This is a genomic window from Paenarthrobacter sp. Z7-10 (assembly GCF_026932795.1).
Lineage (GTDB): Bacteria > Actinomycetota > Actinomycetes > Actinomycetales > Micrococcaceae > Arthrobacter_M.
Window position 1 is genome coordinate 73,151 of the sequence record NZ_JADPVH010000006.1, and the last position, 21,071, is coordinate 94,221.

Annotated in this window: 17 protein-coding genes; 14 read left to right on the top strand and 3 right to left on the bottom strand. The window is 62.9% G+C overall.

Features of this window, described 5'->3' with window-relative positions:
* Positions 1–187 precede the first annotated feature (187 nt).
* From IV498_RS03410 to IV498_RS03420, 3 genes are all read left to right on the top strand, one after another.
* Entirely contained in the window at positions 188–1,387 is a 1,200-nt protein-coding gene (locus IV498_RS03410) for a LolA family protein (RefSeq protein WP_330059148.1), read from the top strand.
* On the top strand, positions 1,384–2,379 hold the full coding sequence (locus IV498_RS03415) for an ABC transporter ATP-binding protein (RefSeq protein ID WP_269045139.1): 996 nt from the start codon (positions 1,384–1,386) through the stop codon (positions 2,377–2,379). Before IV498_RS03410 ends, IV498_RS03415 begins: the two co-directional genes overlap by 4 nt.
* A 133-nt stretch (positions 2,380–2,512) precedes the next feature.
* Positions 2,513–3,463: an ABC transporter permease gene (locus IV498_RS03420; protein ID WP_442951269.1), complete on the top strand. Its 951-nt coding sequence runs from the start codon at positions 2,513–2,515 to the stop codon at positions 3,461–3,463.
* A gap of 193 nt (positions 3,464–3,656) precedes the next feature.
* Here the strand turns inward: IV498_RS03420 and IV498_RS03425 are convergent, their stop codons facing one another.
* Positions 3,657–4,838 carry an alpha/beta fold hydrolase gene (locus tag IV498_RS03425; RefSeq protein WP_269045140.1) on the bottom strand — a complete coding sequence of 394 codons (1,182 nt, stop codon included), beginning with the start codon at positions 4,836–4,838 and terminating at the stop codon, positions 3,657–3,659.
* Positions 4,839–5,266: 428 nt separating this feature from the next.
* Between IV498_RS03425 and IV498_RS03430 the strand changes: the two genes are divergently transcribed.
* From IV498_RS03430 to IV498_RS03475, 10 genes are all read left to right on the top strand, one after another.
* Positions 5,267–6,241: a ferritin-like domain-containing protein gene (locus tag IV498_RS03430; protein WP_269045141.1), complete on the top strand. Its 975-nt coding sequence runs from the start codon at positions 5,267–5,269 to the stop codon at positions 6,239–6,241.
* Positions 6,242–6,620: 379 nt separating this feature from the next.
* Complete coding sequence (locus IV498_RS03435; protein ID WP_269045142.1) at positions 6,621–7,541, top strand: alpha/beta hydrolase; 921 nt, start codon at positions 6,621–6,623, stop codon at positions 7,539–7,541.
* A gap of 88 nt (positions 7,542–7,629) precedes the next feature.
* A complete protein-coding gene (locus IV498_RS03440; RefSeq protein WP_269045143.1) occupies positions 7,630–8,397 on the top strand; it encodes an IclR family transcriptional regulator in 768 nt (255 codons plus the stop codon).
* Positions 8,398–8,617: 220 nt separating this feature from the next.
* On the top strand, positions 8,618–9,262 hold the full coding sequence (locus tag IV498_RS03445) for an ABC transporter permease (protein ID WP_269045144.1): 645 nt from the start codon (positions 8,618–8,620) through the stop codon (positions 9,260–9,262).
* Positions 9,255–10,259, top strand: coding sequence for an ABC transporter ATP-binding protein (locus tag IV498_RS03450; RefSeq protein WP_330059149.1), 1,005 nt, complete (start codon positions 9,255–9,257; stop codon positions 10,257–10,259). The genes IV498_RS03445 and IV498_RS03450 overlap by 8 nt, the downstream gene beginning before the upstream one ends.
* Positions 10,256–11,014 (top strand): ABC transporter permease, encoded by a 759-nt coding sequence (locus IV498_RS03455; RefSeq protein WP_269045145.1) that lies wholly within the window; start codon positions 10,256–10,258, stop codon positions 11,012–11,014. Before IV498_RS03450 ends, IV498_RS03455 begins: the two co-directional genes overlap by 4 nt.
* 111 nt (positions 11,015–11,125) lie before the next feature.
* A complete protein-coding gene (locus IV498_RS03460) occupies positions 11,126–12,079 on the top strand; it encodes a glycine betaine ABC transporter substrate-binding protein (RefSeq protein ID WP_269045146.1) in 954 nt (317 codons plus the stop codon).
* Positions 12,052–12,933, top strand: a complete 882-nt coding sequence (locus IV498_RS03465; protein ID WP_269045147.1) for a carbon-nitrogen hydrolase family protein — start codon at positions 12,052–12,054, stop codon at positions 12,931–12,933. The genes IV498_RS03460 and IV498_RS03465 overlap by 28 nt, the downstream gene beginning before the upstream one ends.
* The gene (locus IV498_RS03470; protein WP_269045148.1) at positions 12,926–13,759 is read left to right on the top strand and encodes a DUF6282 family protein; all 834 of its coding nucleotides are present in this window, start codon (positions 12,926–12,928) and stop codon (positions 13,757–13,759) included. Before IV498_RS03465 ends, IV498_RS03470 begins: the two co-directional genes overlap by 8 nt.
* Positions 13,756–16,731 carry an FAD-binding and (Fe-S)-binding domain-containing protein gene (locus IV498_RS03475; protein WP_269045149.1) on the top strand — a complete coding sequence of 992 codons (2,976 nt, stop codon included), beginning with the start codon at positions 13,756–13,758 and terminating at the stop codon, positions 16,729–16,731. Before IV498_RS03470 ends, IV498_RS03475 begins: the two co-directional genes overlap by 4 nt.
* Positions 16,732–16,973: 242 nt before the next feature.
* Here the strand turns inward: IV498_RS03475 and IV498_RS03480 are convergent, their stop codons facing one another.
* Both IV498_RS03480 and IV498_RS03485 read right to left on the bottom strand, forming a co-directional pair.
* Positions 16,974–17,276 (bottom strand): hypothetical protein, encoded by a 303-nt coding sequence (locus IV498_RS03480; RefSeq protein ID WP_269045150.1) that lies wholly within the window; start codon positions 17,274–17,276, stop codon positions 16,974–16,976.
* 121 nt (positions 17,277–17,397) lie between these two features.
* Positions 17,398–19,215, bottom strand: coding sequence for a glycoside hydrolase family 3 N-terminal domain-containing protein (locus IV498_RS03485; protein ID WP_269045151.1), 1,818 nt, complete (start codon positions 19,213–19,215; stop codon positions 17,398–17,400).
* A 293-nt stretch (positions 19,216–19,508) separates the two neighbouring features.
* Here IV498_RS03485 and IV498_RS03490 point away from each other — a divergent pair, with 293 nt between their 5' ends.
* Entirely contained in the window at positions 19,509–20,438 is a 930-nt protein-coding gene (locus IV498_RS03490) for an aldo/keto reductase (RefSeq protein ID WP_269045152.1), read from the top strand.
* Positions 20,439–21,071: the final 633 nt, after the last annotated feature.

Genomic DNA, 21,071 nt, shown 5'->3' on the forward strand with positions numbered 1-21,071 from the left:
ACCGTCTGGCCAAATCGAACGATTCCCCCTATTGCCGGAACGCGGCTGCCTGACGCGATTGCGTTGAAGCGCTTGAATCAAGCTAACGGTTCTTTTCACCGGTGAGAATATACCCCCGCAGGAGGATGTGGGCATCGGCGCACCGGAGTAGCGTAAGGCTAGGTGAAAACAGCGGAGGAGGCCGGTTGTGGTGAAGCGTTCTTGGCGGCGGTGGTTGCCGGCTGCGGTGGTTCCCGCAGTAATCGCGGCTGCGGTTTTGGCCAGCGGTATACAGGCCTCTGCGGTGGGTCAACTGCCCGCCAAAACACCACAGGAGCTGATTGCGATGGTGAGCCAAAGTTCCGTTCGACAGTTCTCGGGAACGCTTGAGCAAAGCTCGCACCTCGGACTGCCCGAGCTCCCGGCCGCCGCGCCGGCGGCCGCTGCGGGTGCTCTGGAATTCCTGACCGGCAGCCATAGCGCGAGGATCTATGTCGACGGGCCGCAACGCCTGCGGGTGCAGGTGATGGACCAGCTGGCCGAGCGGGATCTTGTCCGCAATGGAAACCAAGTGTGGGGCTACAATTCAAAAGATAATTCCGCCATGGACTGGACTTCGCCGGCGCCGCCAACAAAATCGGCTCCAGCAGAACCGGCTCCCGCAGAAGGACCAACGCCCGGTGCCGGCCCGACGGCCGGCGTTGGCACAACGCCGAAGGAGCTGGCCGAGAACTTTCTCAGGGCCGTCACACCCAGCACGAACGTTTCGGTGGGTGAGCAGGTCCGCGTGGCTGGGCGGGACGCGTATCAGTTGGTCCTGGAACCCCGAAGCACTCAAACCCTCATCGGTTCGGTCTCCATCGACGTGGACGCGGCGACGGGGATGCCACTGGCCGTCAATGTCCGCGCCCGGGGACAGCAGGAAGCGGCGGCGAGCATTGCCTTCAGCAAACTGGATCTGAGCGCACCGCCGTCCTCGATGTTCACTTTTGCCCCACCAGCCGGTGCCACTGTTCAGCACGGGTCATCACCGCAGCAACACGTACCTCACGTCGACTCCGGGTTGAACGGCAATCTGCCGTTCAGCATTTCGGGAATGGGATGGGAATCCGTCCTCCAGTTACCGGCCCAGGCGGCGTCGACGGGGCCAAACTCCACGCAATTGGATCCAGCACAATCGAATCCTGCACAGTCGCATTCAGGGCAATTGAATCCAGGGCAGTTGAATTCAGGGGCCCTGAATTCAGGGGCCCTGAATTCGCCACTACTGGCGCAGGCCACCACCTCCGTAGCCGGTGGCCGCCTGCTCTCCACCGCGCTGCTGAACGTCTATTTGACCGATGATGGCCGGATTTTCGCCGGATCCGTTCCGCTGGACCGGCTCCAGGACGCGGCAGCCGCGAAGTGAGTCCAGCGCCGCAGGCTACGGGGCTGGCCATAGAAACACATGGGCTGAGTAAGCGGTTCGGAAAGCAGTTGGCCGTCGACGGCGTTGACGTGGCCGTTCCGGCCGGGTCCGTGTTCGGCTTCCTTGGTCCCAACGGTTCCGGCAAAACCACCACTATCCGAATGCTGCTCGGCTTAGCCACGGCCAGCAGCGGAAGCATCAAGATGCTCGGCCAGGACATGCCCGCCTGCTGGCAGACGGTCCTGCCGCGGGTTGGTGCCCTGGTGGAGGGCCCTGGCTTCTATCCCTTCCTCTCCGGAGCCGCGAACTTGATTCGGCTGGACAGCGCGGACCGGCATGCAAGCCCTGCCAGCCGGGCGGACCGGGTTGAGCAGGCCCTGTATCGGGTGGGGCTCGGCCACGCAGCCGGCAAGAAAGTCCGTGCCTACTCGCTCGGCATGAAACAACGCCTCGGAATTGCCAACGCACTGCTCTCGCCGCGGGAACTGCTGATTTTGGACGAACCGACCAACGGCCTGGACCCACAGGGGACGCGGGAAGTTCGCACCTTGGTCCGGTCGCTTACGGCCGGTGGCAGCACAGTATTCGTCTCCAGCCACCTGTTGGCCGAAATTGAACAGATCTGCACGCATGCTGCCGTTCTGAGCCAAGGTCGGCTGGTGGCGCAGGGAACCATTAACGAATTGCGTGGCGTCGGAGGGCGGCGCCTCCTGCTGCACACGCCCGACGGCGACGCTGCGCACCGCGTGTTGGAACGGCTCGGGCTGCGTCCGCAAAGCCAAAAAGCCGCGGACCCGGGCGCGGAGCGCGGCGGCACGATGATCGCCTCGGTGATTTCCTCGGTGATTTCAGCAGACTCCCCCGACCTCGATGTCATAGTCGCCGAACTCGTGCACAGCGGCATCCGCGTCCGCTCCTTTACCGAAGAACACAGCAGCCTCGAAGACCGCTTCGTGGCGCTCACGGGCGAAGGATTTGATAGTGCCCGCTGACCAGCCGAACAACCAGCCAGACAACCGGGGGCCTCATTTGCCCGCTGACCAGCCGAACAACCAGCCAGACAACCGGGGGCCTCATTTGCCCGCTGACCAGCCGAACAACCAGCCAGACAACCGTGGGCCTCATTTGCCCGCTGGCCAGCCGAACAACCAGCCAGACGACCAGCGGGCTAACCCGCCGGACAACCTGCCCGACGACCGGCCCGCCAATCAGGCGGTCGGTCCGGCCGCTGCACCGGTACTCCCCCGTCCCCGGCCGACGTCGGGCCGCGACCTTTTCTCCTCGGAGCTGGGCGTGCTCTTTCGGCGCCGCCGCACCTGGGCCATGTTGCTGGCCTTGGCAGCGGTGCCCGTGCTGATCGCCGTCGCGGTCCGTCTTTCCGAATCCGCGGTTCCTCCCGGTCGGGGACCGGCCTTTTTGGATCGCGTCACGCAGAACGGACTCTTCGTCGGATTCACCGCGCTGGTGCTCTGCATCCCATTGTTCCTGCCGCTGACAGTGGGCGTTGTCGCCGGGGACACGATTGCCGGCGAGGCGAACCTTGGCACCCTGCGGTACCTGCTGATTGCCCCGACCGGACGCCTGCGGCTGCTCCTAGCAAAGTTTGTCGGGGCCGCCGCGTTCGCCCTGACTGCTGCGCTGACTGTGCTCCTCGCCGGGGCAGGGATTGGGCTGGCGCTCTTCCCGGTTGGACCAGTCACCCTGCTCTCTGGGGACACCATCGGCGCCGGCGATACCGCCCTGCGGATGGCATTGCTGGCCTGCTACGTCACCGTTTCGCTGCTGGGCCTAAGTGCCATCGGTCTGTTCCTTTCGACGTTAACCGATATACCGGTCGGTGCCATGGCCGCCACCATCGTACTGTCGGTCGTGTCCCAGGTGCTGGATGCGCTTCCACAACTGGATTGGCTTCATCCGTGGCTGTTCTCGCATTACTGGCTGGGCTTTGCGGACCTGCTGCGTCAGCCGCTTTCCTGGACGTCCTTCGCGGACAATTCCATCCTGCAACTGGGCTACATCGCCATCTTCGGCGCCCTCGCCTACGGCAAGTTTGCCACGAAGGATGTGCTCTCTTAGGGCACCTCCGCTCTCTATAGGCTCCTGCACCGCTGTTCACCCTGTGCGGTGGTCCGTGGTGGCCTGTGGTGAGCCGCGGTAAGCGTCGGTGAGCCTGGGTGAGCCCTGTTGAGCCTGGAAGAGGCTGGATGAGGCTGGGGCCAATGTCCCGTCCGGCAGGGAAGTCCCCGAAACCGGACGGGACCGCCTGACTTTAGTCGTCGTCGTCGTCCCCGTCATGGTCTCCCGTGACGTGCTGACGCAGCCAGTTGGCGACCGAGGACACTAACTGGTTATGGGCGCGCTCGAAGGCAACAGCGTGCGCCGAGCCGGGGAGCGTTGTGGTGCTCACGCTGTGGCTGCCGGTGAACAACGCTGCCTGGTTCGGGACGGCCGGCGGCGGGAACAAGGCATCGCTGCCGCCGGCAATGACCAATACAGGAACCCGGATGGAACGGACATTGGCCAGATCCACCTTGACCGCCTTGGCAAACGAGGCCACATCGCCGCACGGATCGATGGTCAGCAACTGCAGAGCCGCCGCCTCAACCCGAGGATCCGCACTGTGGAAAAGTGCCTTTGGCGCTCCTGCAGGCGGGCCAAAGGGCGCGTATCCACTCGGGCCTGTCGCCCCGACGCGAAGCCCACCGGCAGCACATACCTTGGTGGCATAGGCCGCATTCGCCTTCAACAGCGCCGACTGGATCCGGTCGGCGTAACTGATGACGATCAGTCCATCGATGTCGTGGAAGGAATACGCTTCCAGCTGCACTATTTGGCCACCGTAGGAGTGACCGGCCAACACCACCTTGGAGAACCGCGGTCCGTGACCGGACGGGTTCACCTGGTAATTGCCGCTCCGCAGCGCCTGGACCATCTGATGCGCGATGTCTGCCCGGGAGCCAACACAGATGTTGTTGCCGTTGGGCTTGTCACTGCTGTTATAACCGAGCCGGTCCACAATGACCGAAACCTGGCCCTGTGCAGCCTGGTTGGCCGCATAATCGTAGCCCTGCGCCTGCTGGAAATCCCAGAAGAACTCACCGAAACTGAGCCCATGCAGGTACAGGGTCACCGCATTAGTCCTTCCGGACCGCAGCATATCGGCTGGACCCACGAGGTGCCCACGCACCGTGTAGGTTTTCCCGTCACTGGCGCACGCAACTTTGGACCGGTTGACGTTCTTAACCTGGAAAGAGATCGGCACACTGGCCGTGGCGTCGACATGCCGTCCCCGGTCATGGGCCACCGTGTCCTGCCCAGTACTTGCCGGCGGACCGGACTGGGCATTTGCCACCGCGTTTGGAACCAACAGCACGGTTGCGGCCGCCAGCGCGGCCAGCGCACTCTTGCGGATTAGCGGCCGACGGGGCCAAAGTTTTTTAGAATTGAACACGATTCCTCCAGGCGATATGACTACAAGGCAACTACCTGACTAAGTCCGTGGAATCGGCAAGACCACTGTTCCGCCCGGCACGACCGGACGACGACGGCGATAAAACGGAAGTGGCAGGAACGCTACTCCCGCGGCGAAGCGCTGACAAGAGCACCTTCGAGCGCCTTCGCTGCCTTACGGTCCTCTTTTCGGTCCCCCGTTCGCCGGATAGGGTTGTGATCGTCGCGGCAACCGGTAGTCGAGCCGGTCCACGAAGCTGCGGCGTCACGAGGTTGGCGGGTTTGCGTCTTCCGCTGGAGGGCGTGGGTTGGTACTCTGTGTCTTGCCGTGGCTATCGATGGTTGCGGCGACGAGGGCAGTCGTAGGGCTGGGTGCGTTAGAGGAGTCCTGTCCCCGCCATTTTGGAAACAAATGGTAGGAGAACGAAGATGTTCGACCAGCGCTTTATCGTCGATGCCGTAAATCGCAGTGCGGAGAATTCCGTGGACCGCCGCCGTTTTTTCACGGCGGCCGGGATTGGTGGTTTGGGGGCCGGGGCGGCGTTGCTTGCCTCCGGGGCTCCGGCCAGTGCCGCGGACCTGGCCCACGACGATGATCATGAGCATGACAGCCATGGGCCCAGTGATTCCGCGATTCTGAACTTCGCGCTGAATCTTGAGTACTTGGAGGCGGAGTTTTATCTGCGTGCGGTTACCGGCCACGGTCTGCCCGACAATATGACCACCGGTACCGGCTGGCGGGGACCGGTGGTCGGTGGACGGGCGGTGAAGTTCCAGACACCGCTGATCCGTAAGTATGCCCAGGAGATCGCCGCGGATGAGAAGTCCCATGTGGCTTTCCTGCGCAGCGCGTTGGGCAAGGCTGCGGTGTCCCGGCCGAGGATCAGTTTGGATGCTTCCTTCACGGCGGCGGCGCGGGCCGCGGGTCTGGTCGGTAAGCATGAAATGTTCGACGTGTACGCCAATGAAGTGAACTTCCTGTTCGGGGCGTTCATTTTCGAAGATGTCGGGGTCACCGCGTACAAGGGCGCGGCGCCGTTGATCAGCAACAAAACGTACTTGGAGGCCGCCGCGGGCCTGCTCGCGGTGGAGGCATACCACGCGGGCATCATCCGCACCACGTTGTATGCCTTGGGCGTCGCCGCTCCTTCGGTGTATCCGACCGCACAGAAAATCTCCGACGCCCGCGACAGCCTTGACGGGCGCACCGACCTGGATCAGGGCATCGGGACCAGTGCAATGGCTAACTTGGTGCCCACCGACGCTAACGGGTTGGCCTTTAGCCGCAGCGCCGGCCAGGTGCTGAACATTGTCTATCTGAACGAGGAACGCGTCCACTCCGGCGGTTTCTTCCCTCATGGCGTCAATGGCCCCATCAACACCAGCACCGACAGCGACGACTGACAACCACACCAATCCCACGCAGTACTAATTACACAAAACCGGCGCAAAATACCGGCGCACCAGCAGCCGCCCGGACCGGTACCACCGGCCCGGACGGCTGCCGCCGTCTGCGGACTGGCCGCCCAACTGGCGGGTTGTATTGGACCTGCGGCCGCTGCCCCACGCGTCCTGCCGCCCATTGCTTGACCCGCGCCCCCGTTCGCCGCTCCGCACTGGCTTCTTCACGCCAGTCTTTCTTCGTATGCAAAAAATGCATTACTTCATTGCGTTTTGAGCACCCCGCTTGGATAGTGAAACTCATAGCTGAGACCCACGACACGTCGGCTGCACCGCATGCCCGGTTCAACTTAGCGGTCCAGAATCAAATGGAGGAAATACAGTGATTGAGAAGCAAACCCAGTTCTTCAGCGAAGGCAGCAGCCTCAAGGCAACGCTTTACTACCCCGAGGGCACTTCGGGTACTGAGCCCCAGCCGGCCCTGATCATCAATTCCGGCTACCAGGGATTCAACGAGTTTTACCCGAAAATGTTCGCGCGCCAAATGACAGAGCGCGGCTACGTCTGCCTTGGCTTCGATTACCGCGGCATGGCCGACAGCGAGGGCGAGAAGGGCACCGTTCTGATCGAGGAGCAGGTCCAAGACATCCGCAACGCTGTCACTTTCATGCAATCACAGGATGACGTCGATAGTCGGCAGTTGGGCCTTATCGGATGGGGCATGGGCGCGGCGAACGTCATTCTGGCCGCCGAAAAGGCCCGCAATGTGGCCGGCGTTGCTTCACTGAACGGCTTCTATGACGGTGAGCGGTGGCTGAAGTCGATCCACTCCTATGACGAATTTGCCCGCATCGTGGACGAGGTGCAACAGGACCGGCTTCGACGAGTGCTGGACGGCGAATCCAAGCTGGCCGACACCTTTGCCCACTACCCACTGGACCCGGCCACCGATGACTATGTACAGAAGGAACTCGCCCAGGTGTACGGATTTGGACACCCTACCCGGCTGCAGTTCACGGAATCGATCATGGACCTCAACGTCGAAAAAGTTGTGAAGAACCTTTCCCCGACACCGTTGTTCATCGGCCACGGGTCGCGTAACTCGCTGCACCCCTACGACGAGGCCGTGGCCCTTTTTGCCTCCGCGGCATCGCCGAAAACGCTGTACACGGTCGATGGCCGGCACAACGACTTCATGTACAGCGACCACCCGGAATTCCTGCTGCTGTGTGACCGGTTGAAGGAGTTCTTCGATCAGGCCTTCGCTCTCAGCGCTTCACCTTCCCGCAGCGTCTCCGCCTGACGCCTCTTGACCCTTAGCCACCTGATGCGGTTTGTGCAACGCGGTGTTGCGCTGCTCACATCAAACTCTTTACGATTTGGGAATGGACATGGAGCAGAAGCAGAGCGGTGCGACGAGAGTGATGGCTATTCTCGACGTATTGGGTTCTGCTGATGCCGTTCAGTTTCCGGACGGAATGAGCGTTTCCGAGGTAGCTCGTTCCCTTGGCCGGGAGAAGTCGGTAGTCTCGCGTCAGCTCAAAAGCCTGCTTGAGTCCGGGCTGGTAGCCCGGGACCCTGCGGGCCGGTATGAGCTGAGCTGGCGGCTGTTTGCGTTGGCTTTGCGCGCCGGCGATCAGCGGCTGACCAAGAACGCGGCACCGATCATGCTGCGCTTGACGGAACTGGTCCGCGAGCGGACCTATCTGAGCGTCCTCAGCGACGGCGAGGTGCTGACGGTCCACTCCGAAAGTTCCAGACGCTCCATCGAAGCCGTGGGCTGGGTTGGACGCACCATACCGGTGAACCGCAGTTCCAGCGGGATGGCGCTGTTGCTGGACCACGAGGATGAACACATCCTTGAAATAGTCCGGCGCGGCGAGGACGGCGTATCGGTGCGGGAGGCCCGGGAGTTCCTTGGCCATGTCCAGGCCGCGCGGCGCCGGGGCTACACCGTAGCCAACCGGATCTTCGACCCGGATATCCTCGGGATAGGCGCTCCGGTCCGGGACTATTCGGGACAGATTACCGCCGCGATTAATATTTCCGGTCCGGCCCTCCGCATCGAGCCTCATCTGAAGGTATTTGGCGGCCACCTGCTGTCAGCAGTCCAGACCCTTCAGCAAGCCCTGTGCCCGCCGGTTCGTTCGTTCGTATAACGCCGGCATCGAACGCAGCACCAGCATCATCGCCCGGCTTTGATGCAGGAACACCCTTTCAGTCAGTACAGCTCATCAGCCCAAAAAATTAGCGGGAGAGAACCATGCACTGCTTTGCTACGCCCAATTGCGGTACCGGGTCCGTGCCCACGGCCGTCCACACCGCTGGATTCCACGCCTCGCCAGCCTCGTTTCCGGCAGTCTGAGAGCGGAGGCAGCCGTGTTGTTGACCTACCTCGCTGAGAACGCCAGCCGTCTCTTGTTCCTGGCCGAGCAGCATGCCGAACTGGTTCTGATCAGTGTGGCGATCTCGGCGGTTCTGGGAATCGGCCTGGCATTCTTTACCGAATCCGCCCCCGGCCTGCGCCATGCCCTATTGTCCGTGACTGGAACCCTGCTTACCATTCCATCCTTTGCCCTGTTTGCGCTGATGATTCCGCTGCTTGGTCTCGGCGTCGCCCCCACCATCGCCGCCCTGGCCGTTTACGGAATATTTCCGATACTGCGCAACACGGTGACCGGAATAGAGGGCGTTGACCCGGCAGTCATCGATGCAGCCAGAGGTCTGGGCATGGACCGCGGACGGCGGTTGCGGACGGTGGTACTGCCGCTGGCATGGCCCGTGATTCTCAATGGCATCCGAACAGCGACCATCATGCTGGTCGCCACGGCCGCCATCGGCGCCGTCGTCCGCGGCCCAGGCCTCGGAGAGCTGATCTTCCGCGGGCTGGCCCGAATCGGAGGCGCCAATGCCCTAAACGAAACGCTTTCCGGCGTGATTGGGGTGGTGCTGGTGGCCCTGGTACTCGATCTGCTGTTCATCGGAATAGCGAAAATCACTACTCTGCGAGGTTTACATGTCTGACAAGCCAGGATGCAGTGCCGACACCATGATTTACCTGGACGGGGTGTCCAAGCGTTACCCGGACCAAGCCCAGGACGCGGTAACCGGCCTGTCCATGGAGATCAAGCGCGGCGAGTTCGTGGTTCTTGTCGGGCCCTCGGGCTGCGGCAAAACCACGACGCTGCGGATGATCAACCGGCTGGTCGAACCCAGCGAGGGCAAAGTCTGGATCGATGGCAAGGACGTCACCCACGTCGACGTGGATCAGCTGCGCCGCGGCATCGGCTATGTGATCCAGCAGATCGGACTGCTGCCCCACCTGACGATCGCCGAGAATGTCGCGCTGGTCCCGAAACTGCTGGGAACTCCAAAGGCTAAGCGGCGCGAACGCGCCGAAGAGTTGCTGGACATGGTGGGCCTCGAGCCGTCCACGTATGCCCGCCGCTATCCGCGGCAGCTTTCCGGTGGCCAGCAGCAGCGGGTCGGAGTGGCCCGCGCGCTGGCGGCCGATCCGCCGGTGATGCTGATGGATGAGCCCTTCGGGGCCGTGGATCCGATCGCCCGGGAGAAGCTCCAGGGCGAATTCCTCCGGCTGCAGGAGCGGATCCGCAAAACCATCGTGTTCGTCACCCACGACATCGACGAGGCCCTGCGGCTCGGAGACCGGATAGCGATCTTCGGTGTCGGCTCGCGGTTGGCGCAGTTCGACACACCATTACAAATTTTGAGTAACCCGGCGGACGACTTCGTTCGTGATTTCGTGGGCGCGGGAGCATCGGTGCGCAGATTGTCATTGCTCAAGGTAGCCGACGTGATCGACTCCTCCACCCCGGAGGCAGCCGGCCAGTTGGTCACCGTGGAAGTCAACGCGGACCAGACGGTCCGCCGGGCCTTGGAGTTGGTCCTCGCCGCGGGTGCGGCGGGTATCCGCGTTCGGATTGGCGCCGGGGATTCCCGGTTCATAGACCTGCAGGCCCTGCTGCTCGCGGCTGCGCAGCCCACCAAGGTGACAACATGAGCTCGGCCGTCATGGAGCGGACCGCCGCTCCGGCAGCCAAGCGCTCAACCATCTGGGTGCTGCCTCTGATCGTCGTCGCGCTGATCGTCGCGCTCAGTGCCTACATCGGCTCAACATCGCTGGACTCCAGCGAAGCACGGAGTCTGACACCGGAGGTAATTCTGACCTCGCTGTGGCAGCACATTGAGCTGGTAGTGGTGTCAACAGTGCTGACCATCGTCATCGGCGTACCCCTCGGCGTGGCCCTCACCCGGCCAGGAATCAACCGGCTCGGCGCGATGGTGCTGGCGGTGGCCAATGCCGGGCAGGCCATGCCGTCCATTGGAGTCCTGGTGCTGCTGGCCATGATATTCGGCGTCGGCTTTTGGATGGCCGTGGTGGCGCTGGTGATTTACGCTCTACTGCCGGTACTGCGCAATACCATGGTGGGCATTCGAACGGTCGCGCCGGCGCTGATCGACGCGGGCCGTGGGATGGGCATGAGTGCGCGCGAAGTACTTTTCACAATCGAGCTGCCGCTTGCCGTTCCGGTCATGCTGGCCGGGATCCGGGTCGCCCTGATCCTCAATGTCGGGGTGGCAACGCTGGCCGCTTTCACCAATGCCGGCGGACTCGGTTCGATTATTTCCTCGGGCATTTCACTAAACCGGATGCCCGTCCTGATTGTCGGCAGCGTGCTCACGATCGCCCTGGCGCTGAGCGTGGACTGGTTGGCCGGTATTGCCGAAAAGCTGTTGCGGCCACGCGGGATCTGACCATGCTCGCCCTGTCAACTCAACAATGTACGACCCTCTGAAGACAAGCACGTCCTGAGAGGTACGTTCACCCCCTAAGAAAAATGTACTTCCCTATGAAAGGAGACACAGATGCGTAAACGTTTGATTGCCGCCATCGGTATGCTCAGTGTTGTGCTCACCAGTGGCTGCGCCCTGAACAGCAGCGGTCCCGGCCAGGCCGCCGCCCCGGCCGCGGATGGCGCCCTGAAAGGCGTCTCGGTTAACGTCGGCTCGAAGGAATTCACCGAACAGCTCCTGCTGTGCGAAATCACTGCCCAGAGGCTGGAGTCCCAGGGGGCAAGCGTGAAGCGAACCTGCGGGATGAGCGGCTCCAGCGCTGTCCGTTCCGCGCTGGTCAGTGGGGCCATTGACACGTACTGGGAATACACCGGAACTGGTTGGCTCACTCACCTTCAGCAGACAGAAACCATCAATGATCCGGCGGTGATGTATTCAAAACTCAGTGCCTTGGATAAGTCCAAAAACAATATCGTTTGGCTGCCGCCGGCCTCCGCGGACAATACCTACGCGATTGCCGTGAAGTCCGAGACGGCAAAAAAGCTGGGTGTATCCACCATTTCCGACTACGCCAAGCTGACGAAAACCGATCCCGCCAGCGCTTCATTCTGCGGTGCCTCCGAGCTGTTTGGCCGCGATGATGGCTGGCCGGGATTGAAGAAGGCCTACGGTTTCGATCTACCCAAAGACAAGGTGGCCGAGCTCGCTGAGGGACCCATCTACAACGCCGTCGCCAAGGGCAACCCCTGCAATTTTGGTGAGGCGTTCGCCACCGACGGCCGCATTGCCGCGCTGGGTCTGACTGTTTTGACCGATGACAAGCATTTCTTCCCGCCGTATAACCTGTCCCTGAATGTCCGGGCCGCAGTGTTGGATAAGAATCCAAAAATCAAGACGATTATGGACCCGATCAGCAAGCTGCTTTCCACCACCGAACTGCAGAAGCTCAACGCCCAAATCGACGTTGACGGCAAAACTCCCGAGGAAGTGGCCAGCACGTGGCTGAGCGCCAACAAGCTGAAGTAAGCGGGCGCCCCGGGACGCTCACCGTGGGTTTGCTCCAGAACGCACCGGTGGGCGGCCAGGTGGACGCCAACATTGATGGCATTATGGCGCTTCGCAGCCGGCTGGGACAAGTTGACCTGGCACTGACTCCGGAACTCGCGGTGAACGGTTATGGCTTTGGCCCGGCTGCCTACCTTGCGCCGCTCACCGGGGACGACGCACGCTTGGAACCGCTGCTGACCGGACCCACGGCTATGGGGATCGGTTTCGCCGAAGCCACCGCCACGGATCGTCCCCGTAACGCCTACCTGCTGGCGGACGCGGGCAACCGGTTTGTCCAGCACAAGATCCATCCCGTTTCGTACCCACCGTGGAACGAGCACCTGGGATTCGAGGCTGGAAACGTCCTGGGCGCCGCGGAAATCCGCGGCGTCCAGTGCGCCACAGTGATCTGCAATGACATGTGGCACCCGGTGATCCCGTGGCTGGCCGCCCAGGCGGGGGCGGAAGTCCTCATCATTCCCGTCGCGAGCATTGAGGGCGACGCCGTTGATCACGTCCAGCGGACGTGGAAGGCAATTCTGGACCATGCCGCGCTGCTGCTGCAGTGTTACGTGGTCTTCATCAACCGCTGTGGCACCGACGCCGGGGCAACCTTCTGGGGCGGATCGCGCATCCTGGGTCCCGACGGTGCCACACTTGCCGAAGCCGGGAACAGTGAAACAACCATCGAGGCCACTCTCGACCTGACCGCATTACGCGCTCTGCGTGCCCGGACCCCCCTCCTGGCCGAAGTCCGCACCGACGTCGTACTCGACGCCCTCAGCCGCGTTGGGCTGCCACTGAGGGTGGAAATGGAGGCACCACATGTTTGATGTCCATGTCCATGCCGCACCGGACGTGCTGGGGCGGATCGGCTTTGACGCTGAAATCTGCGCCAGCTACGCCGCCGCCGGTTTCAGCGGGTTTGTGCTCAAGGCCCATCACGAGTCCACCGTCGGCCGTGCCTCCTTGCTGGCCCGCTCCTCCGGCCTCGATGTGGTGGGAGGGCTGGCGCTCAACCGCGGGGCCGGAGGGGTGAACCCGGCCGCTGTACTCTCGACGCTGGCCAGCGGCGGGCGGGTGATTTGGTTTCCCACCGCTGACGCCCACACCCAGGAAACGGCACAGCTTCCCCGGCTCAATGATCTGGATCCCCGCTTGGACCGGGCCACCTTGGCCGTACCTCCGGTACTGATTCCCGACAAGCGGGCGAGCTCTGATCTTTCCCTGGTCCTGGATCTCATCGCAGAACATGATGCTGTGCTGTGTACGGGCCACCTTAGCGGTCCGGAATGCCGATGGCTGTTCGAGCAAGCCCAGCAGCGCGGCATCACCCGGTTCCTGCTTACCCACCCCTCCTACACCGTTCCGGGGATACCAGTTGCCGACATCGCCGAACTCGCCGACCGCGGCGCCTTCGTCGAAATTACCGCCTACCAGCTCTGGCATCAGCCCGGCATGACGGCGGCCCGGTTGGCCGAAGTGGCGCGCGCGGCCGGGGACAAATTAATCCTCGCCTCCGACGCCGGGCAACCGGAAAGCCCGCAGCCGCCGGCGGCCCTGCAGGAACTGGTCTCCGTCCTTGCCCGTGAAGGTCTTGACCCCGGCCGGCTGGCCGCCGCTGCCGACGACATCCCCAGAAAGCTCGTACTCTCATGACTTCCTCTACAACCACGGCGATATCGGCGTCCTGGGCCGAAAAGATCCGTACCGGAATCGAGGGAGACTTCCGCAGTGATGCCGGCACCCGTGCCGCCTTCGCATCTGACGCCTCCAATCACCGCGTCCTGCCGCAGGCAGTCGCGTTCCCGCTGCACAGCGCCGACGCAGCGCGGATTGTAGAGATTTGCGCCGAAGACGGCGTTCCTGTGACCGCCAGGGGGACCGGAACAAATATTGCCGGAAATGCGATAGGACCCGGCGTCGTCATCGATTTCAGCCGACACATGAACAAAGTCCTCGCCATCGACCCCGAGGCTGGCACCGCCGTCGTCGAGCCGGGCGTCATCCTCGACACCCTGCGCTCGCAGGCCGAACGGCACGGCCTCACCTTCGGAGTCGATCCATCCACTCACGACCGCTGCACACTAGGCGGCATGATCGGCACCAACGCCTGCGGGTCGCATTCGGTGGCGTGGGGAACCACTGCGGACAACGTCAACGCCCTGGATCTGGTCCTGGCCGACGCCAGCACAACCACCGTGGGGGCACATGGACGCAATGGCCGCAGCACTGCACCATCCGCCGCGGCGCTGGTCAAGGAGCTGATCACCGTTCGGGATACCTACCTCGGCGAAATCCGCCGCGAACTGGGCACCTTCAGGCGTCAGATCTCCGGCTATGGCATGCAATACCTGCTGCCGGAAAACGGGCTGGACGTCGCCAAGGCGCTGGTGGGTACCGAAGGGACGTGCGCGCTCGTCACGGGGGCCACGGTCAAACTGGTCCGCTCCCCCGGCGTGCGGAACCTCGTCGTCGCCAGCTACCGCGACGAATACGCGGCCGCGGTAGCTGCGCCGGTGGTGGCCCAGGCCGGACCGCTGACCGTAGAAGGGATGGAATCGGAGTTGGTTCGGGCAGCCGACTCCCGGCCGGGTCCAGGGCAACGGCCTGCGCTGCCGCAGGGCAATGCCTGGCTGTTGGTGGAGGCCGGTGGCACCGACGAAGCTGCGGCCCTGGCGGAAGCGCACCGGATGCGCAGCGTCATCCTGAACACCGATGCCGTGGACGTGCAGATCGTCACCGGTAGTGCACAGCGCCGCTACTGGTCCATCCGGGAACGCGGTGCTGGGCTGGCCTCGCGCACCGCCGACGGCCATGAGGCATGGCCCGGCTGGGAAGACGCCGCCGTACCACCGGAAAACCTTGGCGCCTACATCCGGGACTTCCGTTCCCTGCTGGCCCGCTTCAACGTCCACGGCATGCTGTACGGCCACTTCGGCGAGGGGTGCCTGCACATCCGGATCGACCACAATCTCAGTACTCCCGAGGGCGTGAGCCATTACCGCAGCTTCCAGCAGGAAGCCGCGGACGTCGTCGTCGCCCATGGCGGCTCCCTTTCCGGTGAACACGGTGACGGCCGGGCCCGCTCCGAACTGCTGGGCCGCCAATACACGCCCCGGATGCTGCAGGCCTTCGCAGCCTTCAAAGGCGCCTTTGATCCGGAGAAACTGCTCAATCCCGGCATTATCGTCGACCCCGTGCCCCTGGACGCCAACCTGCGCAACCTCGGCCAACAGGCCGCCACTAAGGGGCTCGGCTTTGCCTACACCGAAGATTCCGGCGATTTTTCCAAAGCCCTGCGCCGCTGTGTGGGCGTCGGCTCCTGCCGCACCCCCTCCGGCGGCGGAATGTGCCCCTCGTTCCGGGCCACCGAGGATGAACGTCACAGCACCCGTGGCCGGACCCGGCTGCTCTCAGAAATGATGCACGGATCGCTGCAGGAGCAAGGCTGGGCGTCCACCGAGGTCAAGGATGCCCTGGATCTGTGCCTGTCCTGCAAGTCCTGTCACTCCGAATGCCCGGTGTCAGTGGATATGGCCACCTACAAGGCCGAATTCCTGTACCAGCATTACAAGGGACGAATCCGCCAAGCCTCGCATTATTCGATGGGATGGTTACCGCTCTGGCTCAGGCTCGCCTCCCCCATTGCCCCGCTGGTGAATCTGGCGATGGGCATCAAACCGGTCGCCAGCATTGCCAAAACCTTGGGTGGAATCGACCAGCAGCGCGCCATTCCCAAAATGTTCCGACGCACCGGGCGCCAAGCACTGGCCCAGACGGCACGTACGGCTTGTACGGCTCCGGCCAGCCAGGGCGCCGAAAGCACGGGCACGGGGACGGGCGCGGGCACGGGGACGGGCGCGGGCACGCAAGCACCCGGCCAGGGAACGGCGCTTTCGCCGGCCATTCTCTGGCTGGACTCCTTCACCGACTCGTTCTCTCCGGGCATCACCGGGCAGGCCGCTGACCTGCTGAGGGCTGCCGGCTACCAGCCCGCCGCTCCTCCCAAAGGCCTGTGCTGCGGGTTGACCTGGGTCTCAACCGGGCAGCTCGATGTAGCGAAAACGGTGATGGCCCGCACCATCCGCGCCATGGACGACGGAAGCAGCACGCCCATCATCGTTTTGGAGCCCAGCTGCGGCGCAACCCTGCGCACCGACGTCGTCGAACTCCTCGATACCGACGCCGCCCGCCGCGTCTCCGCCCGGATCCGGTCCCTGGCCGAAGCCCTCGATGGACGCGGACTGCAATTCGACACGAGCATGTCCACCACGGCCCTGGTCCAGTTCCACTGCCACCAGCGCAGCACCTTTGGCACTGACGCGGACACCCGCTTGCTCGTCTCGGCCGGGCTGGACGTCAACTCCGTCACGGACGGCTGCTGTGGACTGGCAGGGAATTTCGGTTTCGAAAAAGGCCACTACGATGTCTCCGTCACCTGCGCGGAACAGTCCTTTTTGCCGGCCCTGCGGCAGGCAAACCCTGGCGGCGAGGTGCTGGCCGATGGGTTTTCCTGCCGGCTCCAGATCGAGCAGATCGGCCAACGCCCCTCTAAGCACCTCGCCGAGATCCTGCACGAACGTCTGCTTCCCGGCGTCGCCGCACCTGCCCGTTCCTCCGAGCTGTGATGCGGCCTTGATGGCCTTCGGACGGCTTCCGACCGCTCCCCAGTTCTCAATGCACTTTGCCGCTTGATCAGGAACCGCATGGTTGCGGTCACCCGCCCCAGCATACGATCGGGCCACAGCCTCTGCCTCAGGATGGTTGACCATCCGGGCTGAGCCAAAGACCTGCAGGACGATGCGCGAAGACCAACCGGCGCACCCCGAACGGCCTTAGGTCAAGTGAGACCGCCTCAGGTCAGGACGTGTCAGAAGTTGTCTCTTCGCAGACCTTTTTGTGCCGCCTTCCTGGCCGGCCGCTCCCGCAACCACTGGACCAGGAGTAAAACAACCACGAGAAGGAACGCCCCCGAGAGGATGCCATGCAAAATGGTGATTTCTGCGGCGGCGCTTTCACCGAGGTCTCTGACCCAGCTAAATGTCCAGTTGGCAGCCAGAGCAATCCAGAGCACCAATTGGAACCGAAAGAGCCCTGGAGTCATCAGTTTCCTGGGCGGCTTTACCCGCTCCGGCAACCTGCTCGTGAGCGGTCCGACGTCGTTGTCCTCCATATGCTTCAGCCTAAGCCCCACGGGATAGAGACGGCCTGCAATGCCGTTCGGAGCCAGTCGCTGAGCGGAGTCGGGGTGCTCGGCGACGGGCGGAGCCTCCCGACCGAGCTCAGGACGACGCCTAGAAGACTGTGCTGAAAGTGTTCCAGCCGGAACCCACCCGAATCCGGCTCAACCAACCTCCATGGCCATTACCCGGATACAACCACAACAAACCAGCACCATCACGGGCCAACACATCCGGATGACCATCACCATTAAAATCCCCCGGTCCAACGAGCGCATTAAAACCGTTCCAGCCCCAGCCCACCTGGCTGCGCGGCAACCATCCACCATGCCCGTTCCCCGGATACAACCACAACAAACCAGCACCATCACGGGCCAACACATCCGGATGACCATCACCATTAAAATCCCCAGGACCAACCAGCCCAGTAAATCCATTCCAACCAGAACCCACCCGAATCCGGCTCAACCAACCCCCATGCCCATTACCCGGATACAACCACAACAAACCAGCACCATCACGGGCCAACACATCCGGGCGACCATCACCATTAAAATCCCCAGGACCAACCAGCCCAGTAAAACCGTTCCAGCCAGAACCCACCCGAATCCGGCTCAACCAACCCCCATGCCCATCGCCCGGATACAACCACAACAAACCAGCACCATCACGGGCCAACACATCTGGATGACCATCACCATTAAAATCCTTGGGCGAGTTCGGCGCCCCGCCCCCGGCCTTGACCTGCAGATTCTTCAGCGCCGCGGCATTCACCTGGGCGAGAAACACCGGGCTCGTTTGGGCGAGATGGAGAACCGCTGAGTACATTGCGGGAATGCTGGCGGGGTTGGCGCACAGAAGCATGGTTCCACCAGCTGCGATGAAGTTGGTGGCCCGCACACCCAAACTCCAAGAACTGAGTTGCCGCGCGCTGCAGACATCATCAGAAACGATGATGCCGTTGAATCCCAGATCCCCCCGGAGCATGTTTCGCATAATGACCGGCGAGAAGGGACCAATGCGGGTCGGATCTATCCGGTCGTAATAAGCATTGGAAATCATGACCCAGCGAACGCCGGCCTGAATCGCCGAACGGAACGGCAGGAGATAGGAATCGGTGCGCGTAGTAGCCGTGTCATGGACGTTGCTGCTGGTATCGGTATTCAGCGTCACCCGCCCTAAGCCCGGGAAATGCTTCACCACAGGGGCGACGCCGGCCTGCCGCATCCCGGCGGCGAAAGCTCCGCCATGACTGGCGACCGTTTGCGGCGTGAATCCGTATTCCCGTCCAAAATAGCCGATCGGCGCGTTATACGGAGCGAACTGCGCACTGGGCACGGTGTCCAACACTGGAGCCAAGTCCACATTCAGTCCCGCTGCCCGCAATTGGCCACCCCAGAAACGGGCGTTGGCCTGCAGCACGGACGTCGTCATGCCGCCCTGGTTCAGCGCAGTGGGAATGACAGAGAATCCGGGCCCGTTGAGGACCTGGACGTTGCCACCCTCCTGATCGGTGCTGACGAACAGGGGAATCCCCGCGGTGCTGGCGGCGGAAACGGTGGCCGTCATCCGGCGCACCACGGCCGCCGTTGCAGCAACTCCGGCGTAGCTGCGGCCAGCCAGGTAAACGTTGCCCACATGGTAATTTGTCAGGTCCGACATGGTGTTATTGTCGGCCCCTGTGGCGGCCGCCGCGACCATAAACAGCTGTCCCACCCGCTGCGGGAGGGTCATCGACGCCAGTTGCTGCTCAGGCGTGGACGCCGTCGTCGCTCCTGCGGCAGGTCGGGACGGCCCACCAACGACGACGGCGGCAGTTGCAGGCGGCGCGCCAACGACGACGGCGGCAGCAGTTGCGGGCGGCAGGCCCGATGCGGTCATCAGCGCCAGAACGGCAGCAAAGAGCGCGGAATGCTGAAGGACTTTTTGCATGGTTCACGCGGCTTCTGTTGGCTGGCCTATTTCCCTACAGGATACGTCCGGATCCCTGTCCCGTGAGCGACTCGATCGGATTGTTATGCATCCTTCGACGACGATTGCTGCCTTTGTCTCAGTGCCGTCGATCCGCCCACCAACGCCTGGGTATTCGCGCGGCTCAAACTGCCGCGCGGCTGAGTATTTTGGCGGCTCAAACTGCCGTGGCAGGTACTTTGCACGACGCGGCCAGCCGCTGGCCTTCCGCCGGCCTCGTTTGTCTTGCCTCGTCGTCGGCCGACAATGAGGCAATGAAGACGATCACATTGCCTAACACAAACCTGGAATCCTCCAACATCATCCTGGGCCTGATGCGCATCCCGCCGCTCAGCGATGAGGACATCCGCTCCTTGGTGGGAGCCGCACGCGACGTTGGCATCAACTTCTTCGATCACGCGGATGTATACGGCGGACGCCCGCATGAATGCGAGAAGCGCTTCGGCGACGCCGTGACCTTCTCGGCGGAGGAGCGCGCGGCCGTCACGATCCAGTCGAAAGTCGGAATCCGCTCCGGTTTCTGGGACTTCTCCAAAGAACACATCCTAAATTCCGTCGACGAGTCGCTGCGTGCCCTGCGGACCGACTATCTGGACATACTGCTGCTGCATCGCCCGGATACGCTCGTGGAGCCTGATGAGGTGGCTGAGGCTTTCGATATTCTGCAGGATACTGGAAAGGTATTGAATTTCGGCGTCTCAAACCACACCCCAGGGCAGGTCGAGCTCCTCAAGACGTCCGTGCGGCAGCCGCTGATCGTCAATCAGGTGCAACTGAGCATCACGCATTCACCCCTCATCGCGGCCGGAATCTCGGCTAATATGGCGGGCTTGGATCAGTCCATCGACCGGGACAACGGCATCCTCGACTACTCCCGGCTCCATGGCATGACGCTGCAGGCTTGGTCGCCGTTCCAGAAAGGCTTCTTTGACGGCGTCTTTCTTGGCGACCGGGAGAGCTACGGCCCGTTGAACGATGTCATCGACGAACTGGCCCACAGCTACGACGTTCCGGCTGCTGCCATAGCCGTCGCCTGGATCACGCGGCACCCCGCCAACATGCAAGTGGTGCTCGGCACCACGAAAGTTGCGCACCTTAGAGATTCTGCGGCAGGCTCGGAGATCCCCCTCACCCGCGAAGAGTGGTACCGGCTCTTCACCGCAGCGGGGCACGTTCTGCCCTGACGCGGTTTTATGGGCGCCTTGCTTTGGCGCCCATGCTTTGGTGCCCTTGCTTTGGCGCCCTTGCTTTGGCTGGAGCTCGGTTCATGTCTTTGGAGGTCAGCCATCGGCCTTTTCGACCGGTGGCTGACCTCCACGACTTACCAGACAACAGTGACCTTCCTTTTGCTTTCGACGATGCCCGGGTGGCCGCCGGATGCTCGCGCGTTTCCTTCACGCCGAAGTCGTTCCCGACTCCTGGCAGGCTTCGGCTTGAGGCCGTTCCATTCGGTCGGGACGCACCGGGCGCATGTGCAGCACCGCGACGGGGCGCCAGCGGAGTATCCGGGCCGCCAGCGGGAAAGCCGGGGCGCCAGCGGGGTAGCAGGGCCGCCAGCGGGGTAGCAGGGCCACCAGCGGGGTAGCCGGGCCGCCAGCGGGAAAGCAGGGCCGCCAGTAGGGAAGCCGGGGCGCCAGCGGAGAAGCTGGGGCACCGGTGGGATGGGGGAAAGGAGTTTTCCCCTGTTGTGTGTGGTGGTGGTTGTGTGGGGCTTTTTTGTCGGTGCCCCTCGGTAGCGTTGAGACAGTTGGGGAAGGTCGTAGGGTTCCTGGTGAAGTGAGGGTGGGTGGGATGGATATTAATGCGGATAATATTGC

What these genes read in the sequence shown, in the direction of transcription:
- IV498_RS03485 (WP_269045151.1), bottom strand. Translation starts at nt 19,215, where the DNA reads ATGCAAAAAGTCCTTCAGCATTCCGCGCTCTTTGCTGCCGTTCTGGCG.
- IV498_RS03480 (WP_269045150.1), bottom strand. Translation starts at nt 17,276, where the DNA reads ATGGAGGACAACGACGTCGGACCGCTCACGAGCAGGTTGCCGGAGCGG.
- IV498_RS03475 (WP_269045149.1), top strand. Translation starts at nt 13,756, where the DNA reads ATGACTTCCTCTACAACCACGGCGATATCGGCGTCCTGGGCCGAAAAG.
- IV498_RS03470 (WP_269045148.1), top strand. Translation starts at nt 12,926, where the DNA reads ATGTTTGATGTCCATGTCCATGCCGCACCGGACGTGCTGGGGCGGATC.
- IV498_RS03440 (WP_269045143.1), top strand. Translation starts at nt 7,630, where the DNA reads ATGGAGCAGAAGCAGAGCGGTGCGACGAGAGTGATGGCTATTCTCGAC.
- IV498_RS03455 (WP_269045145.1), top strand. Translation starts at nt 10,256, where the DNA reads ATGAGCTCGGCCGTCATGGAGCGGACCGCCGCTCCGGCAGCCAAGCGC.
- IV498_RS03450 (WP_330059149.1), top strand. Translation starts at nt 9,255, where the DNA reads ATGTCTGACAAGCCAGGATGCAGTGCCGACACCATGATTTACCTGGAC.
- IV498_RS03430 (WP_269045141.1), top strand. Translation starts at nt 5,267, where the DNA reads ATGTTCGACCAGCGCTTTATCGTCGATGCCGTAAATCGCAGTGCGGAG.
- IV498_RS03490 (WP_269045152.1), top strand. Translation starts at nt 19,509, where the DNA reads ATGAAGACGATCACATTGCCTAACACAAACCTGGAATCCTCCAACATC.
- IV498_RS03460 (WP_269045146.1), top strand. Translation starts at nt 11,126, where the DNA reads ATGCGTAAACGTTTGATTGCCGCCATCGGTATGCTCAGTGTTGTGCTC.